Source organism: Aliterella sp. E5.1, assembly GCF_057473825.1.
The window spans coordinates 1-4,341 of sequence record NZ_JBYCCV010000176.1 but is presented as its reverse complement, the minus strand read 5'-3'; the positions used below and the strand labels follow the sequence as shown (position 1 = coordinate 4,341).

The 4,341-nt window shown below is 48.1% G+C and carries 5 protein-coding genes and 2 pseudogenes; 6 read left to right on the top strand and 1 reads right to left on the bottom strand.

The genetic code is table 11. The annotated features are described in order from the left end of the window. Positions 1–255, top strand: a pseudogene (locus AC2VE5_RS24335) (hypothetical protein); the annotation flags it as partial. 65 nt (positions 256–320) lie between these two features. On the opposite strand, the gene AC2VE5_RS24330 reads toward AC2VE5_RS24335, so the two are convergent. Beyond that, positions 321–602 carry a DUF433 domain-containing protein gene (locus AC2VE5_RS24330; protein WP_486890201.1) on the bottom strand — a complete coding sequence of 94 codons (282 nt, stop codon included), beginning with the start codon at positions 600–602 and terminating at the stop codon, positions 321–323. A 124-nt stretch (positions 603–726) separates the two neighbouring features. On the opposite strand from AC2VE5_RS24330, the gene AC2VE5_RS24325 reads away from it, so the two are divergent. From AC2VE5_RS24325 to AC2VE5_RS24305, 5 genes and pseudogenes are all read left to right on the top strand, one after another. Then, positions 727–1,050 (top strand): hypothetical protein, encoded by a 324-nt coding sequence (locus AC2VE5_RS24325; RefSeq protein WP_486890200.1) that lies wholly within the window; start codon positions 727–729, stop codon positions 1,048–1,050. Beyond that, a protein-coding gene (locus AC2VE5_RS24320) for an IS1 family transposase (protein ID WP_486890199.1) occupies positions 1,013–1,842 on the top strand; the annotation gives its coding sequence in 2 pieces (ribosomal slippage) (positions 1,013–1,354 and positions 1,357–1,842; 828 coding nt in all). Before AC2VE5_RS24325 ends, AC2VE5_RS24320 begins: the two co-directional genes overlap by 38 nt. Positions 1,843–2,092: 250 nt before the next feature. Further along, positions 2,093–2,457: pseudogene (gene tnpA / locus AC2VE5_RS24315) on the top strand (IS200/IS605 family transposase). A gap of 288 nt (positions 2,458–2,745) precedes the next feature. Further along, positions 2,746–3,765, top strand: coding sequence for an aldo/keto reductase (locus AC2VE5_RS24310; RefSeq protein WP_486890198.1), 1,020 nt, complete (start codon positions 2,746–2,748; stop codon positions 3,763–3,765). Positions 3,766–3,796: 31 nt separating this feature from the next. Then, positions 3,797–4,177, top strand: coding sequence for a C6orf136 family protein (locus AC2VE5_RS24305; RefSeq protein ID WP_486890197.1), 381 nt, complete (start codon positions 3,797–3,799; stop codon positions 4,175–4,177). Positions 4,178–4,341: the final 164 nt, after the last annotated feature.

Genomic DNA, 4,341 nt, shown 5'->3' with positions numbered 1-4,341 from the left:
GGTCTGGGTTTGCAGGGCGGCTCAAACAATGCGGCAGCAGAATTTGTGGAAGTGCTTCTGTACACGGCCCAAGGGACAATGCCCTCTGAGTTATTTTCTTCACCCCAACTTCTTGACGGGAAAACCATCATCGACTGCAATAATCGCCAAATCCCAGAAAATTTTGCCTACGGGCCTTTGGTTGATGCTTCGCTCATGATTACACAAAGCAAATCCTTCCTGATTAGGTCATGGCTTCTAATTCCAAACTTATAAATCATATGTTTAACCCTCTCTCTAAAAGCCAGCCCCTGATCAATCAGTACCAGATGCTCTTGCCTTTAGCAGCGAATAAAAGTGTTCTTCAAGGTTTCGGGTCCGGTCTGATTCTCAGTTATTTGATGGTCCATCTCTTTTCGGTGGTCGAAGTAATAAGCCATTGCTGCATAAACAGCCCCCAGATCCAGGTTATAGGTGCCAGCAATCTCTATCAGAGAGTAACCCAGCTTCAGGTACATCTCTACCACATCTTCTACAGCAACTTTGGTCCCGGCGATCCGGGGTTTGCCACTTCGGACCCCAGCAGAAACTTCAATGTGCTCTTTGCTCACTAATAGCTGCATGGGGATAACTTCTAACTCAGATATCTCAATGTTGGCACAAATCTAATTATTTCATGTAGAGATTTATTATGTCTGATAACTCGAAAGTTTGGTTGGTCACCGGTAGCTCAAGTGGATTCAAACTATGGACGGCCAGCAACCGGGTGCTCTGGATAAAGCCGCTGAGGCAATGATTCAGGTAGTCAAAGCTGAAGCACTTGGCGCTGATGCTGTCAGGGTAATGGGAGAAAAGCTAGCTGCCATTGAGGCTGAGCTGACTGACTGGGAGCAGATTGCTGTGAATACAGCCTTTGAGGGAATTGAGCAGGGCTCGACGCGCATCTCTGAGTTGGTCAAAGCAATTAAAGGTAGTGCATCAAAAGGATGTGGTTTTGATAGCCTAGAGAATCAACTATCTTTCTGCTTCAGCTATGAAATGTCGGCTCTGTGGACATCCCAAGACTCATAAACATGGCAAGATGCCCAATGGACATCAACGCTACTTGTGCCTGCAATGCAAACAGACCTTCTGTGAGAGTTTTGACACCCTTTACTACTACCGTCATGTCAGTCCAGAACAAATCCAACAAGTGCTACAGGCTCATAGCGAAGGGAGCAGCCTACGGGGCATTAGCCGGATTACAGGACTTGCTTACAACACAGTTGTGAGCATCGTGCGCTCAGCTAGCAACAAAGCTCAGCTTGTCCACAATGAACAGGTAGAAAACGTCGCCACCTCAGAAGTTAGTGCGGATGAAATGTGGTCGTTTGTGCAAAAAAACAGAAGCAATGTCTGCCTAGTGAATTGGGAGCTGGGGACTGCTGGATTGGACTGAGCTTAGCAAATTCAAGCGGATTGATCCTAGCAGCACGAGTGGGCAAACACAGCGATGAATTGATTGAGGAGTTGGTTGTTAGCACCGAAGGCAAAACCCATTGCAAATTTTGGAATAGTGATGATTGGGGAGGATATGAACGGGTACTGCCGCCTGAGATATTGCATTACATCGGCAAGGATAGAACTCAACGACTCGAGCGCACCAATGGCATTGTTAGGCAACAGACAGGACGGTGGCACCGACGACAGAATAAGTTTGGCAAGTTATGGGAGCAGACAAAAGTGACAACACGATTAATCATGAGCTATTTCAATTGGATTTGGCGGCACAGTCGATTTAAGACAACGGCGGCTCAACGAGCGGCCTTAGCAACTCGCCCTTGGACTTGGCATGACTTAGCCACTTATCCAACAACAATTTAATGCACTACCAGATAACGTGGCTAGATTGACTGACTTTAGATCCAGTAACGAGGAGGAATTTCCATGACCGACCAAAATTTTGATCTAAAAACGGCTGCGCATACCCCGCAGCTTGCTGCGATTGGGTCAAGCAGCCTGCCGAGAGCTAAGTCGGCAATATAATCAGAGCATGAAGCTGCAACGAGCGAGTCATTGCGTGTATCAGATTCGTTATCACATGGTGTTTTGTCTCAAGTACCGTCGAGGACTATTGCTCCTAGAAGAACGCTGTGAATACCTCAAGCAGGTATTTCAGGAGATCGCGAGCGCTATTGGTTTGAGATGGAGCAGATGGGAACAGATGGAGACCATATTCATATCTTTGTCGGTGCAGCCCCCAAATATGCTCCCTCCCGAGTCATGCAAATTCTCAAAAGCATCAGTGCAAGGGAGTTATTCAAGCGCTTTCCAGAGCTACGAAAACAGCTATGGGGAGGAGAGTTTTGGAGTGATGGTGGCTATATTGGCACGGTGGGCGATGGGGTCAACAGCGAGATGATCAACCGCTACATTCAGGAGCAGGGAACGGAGCAAGAGAAGGCTCAAGCGCAACAGATGCGCTTATTCTCTCTTTAATCGGATACCCCGCAGCTTGCTGCGATTGGGTTCTTCATTCAGGTGATAGATAAACTCTGAATATCTTCCCCCCTGCAAGCCTATTACAATTGAAATTCTATATCTTTTCTGGATAAAGGCTTTTAACGCAGCCTAGCATTCTGAAGTAGGGAATGTCATCACCAAAATCTGCCCAAGTAGAAAGTCAGTTAACTACATCATGCTAAGGAATGCCTGAGGGTCAATGAGGTAGTTACTAAGCAACGGCTCCCTCTATCCTGGTAAAGGTCACGCTCACAACGTAGCAGTATGAATCTCCCTGAATCCAGTCGGTTGCAGTTTACCCCTGACCTCAATATCTGTCGGATTTTGAATGGGATGTGGCAGGTGTCCGGGGGGCACGGCAGAATTGAGCCTGCAAAAGCAGTTCAAGGGATGTTTGACTACCTGGATGCCGGGTATACCACCTGGGACCTAGCCGATCACTACGGTCCAGCGGAGGATTTAATTGGGGAATTTCGCCGACAACTGGCTGATAAGCGGGGGGAGGCAGCGCTTAAGCAGATCCAAGCCTTTACCAAGTGGGTGCCCCGTCCCGGTCGGATCAGCCGCAAGCTGGTAGAGAAAAATATTGATATTGCCCGGCGACGGATGGGGGTTGAGTGCCTGGACTTGTTGCAGTTTCACTGGTGGGAGTATAGCGATCGCAATTACTTAGAAGCCTTGCAGCACCTGAGTCAACTCCAGCAGGAAGGCAAGATTAAACATCTGGCCTTGACCAATTTTGACACTGAACACCTGAAGATTATTCTTGAGAGCGGCATCCAGATTGTCTCTAACCAGGTGCAGTTTTCCCTAGTGGACCGTCGCCCCCTGATCGAAATGATCCCCTTTTGTCAGGAACAGGGGATTCAGCTGTTTGCCTACGGCACCCTCTGCGGCAGCCTGTTGTCTGAGCAGTACCTGGGCCAGCCGGAGCCGCGAGGAGGAGCCTTAAACACTGTTTCTCTACGCAAGTATAAAAACATGGTGGATGCTTGGGGTGGGTGGAGCCTGTTTCAAGCGCTGCTGTCTGAGTTAGATAAAATTGCCCAGAAACATGGGGTCAAAATTCCCAACGTGGCGGTCCGGTATATTTTGGAGCAGCCCACTGTTGCCGGAGCGATCGTGGGGGCGCGGCTAGGGATTTCTGAACACCGGCAGGACAACGCCAAGGTGTTTGGCTTTGAAATAGATCAGGCGGATCAAGACCAGATCAGTCAAATTCAAACCCAAGCAAAGAATCTCTTTCAATCGATTGGTGACTGTGGGGACGAATATCGACGTTAATAAATCTATCTTGATTTAGAAGTCTCCTTGCATGGATATCGTCGAAACCCTCAAGCAAGACTACCATCGCTTCCCCGCCGATCAGACCTACAGCCTCTACGCCGAGGATGTTTACTTCAAGGACCCCCTGAATGAATTTCGCGGCCTGGGGCAATACAAGCGCATGATTGGCTTTATTAAAACTTTTTTTATGGAGATTCACATGGATCTCCATGAAATTTCTCGGCAGCAGGATCAGATAAAAATGCGCTGGACTCTGCATCTTAAGGCTCCCTTGCCCTGGAAGCCCCAACTGGCAATTCCCGGTTGGAGTGAGCTTAATCTGAATTCAGAGGAGCTGATTGTTTCTCACATCGATTACTGGAACTGTTCCCGGCTGGCAGTTCTCAAACAAGTTCTGCCCTTTAATTGATAAGACCCTTTGTTAAAGAAACCCTAAATAACCTGCCAGCAATCGCCCGCTCAAGTAAGCTGATGTACGGCTAGACTGAAGGTAGGTTTATTGCCTTGAGGGCTTCCAGCGAAAAGGTTCTCCAACCTTTGAGAGGTGGCTAGACCAGTAAAATTACCTATACT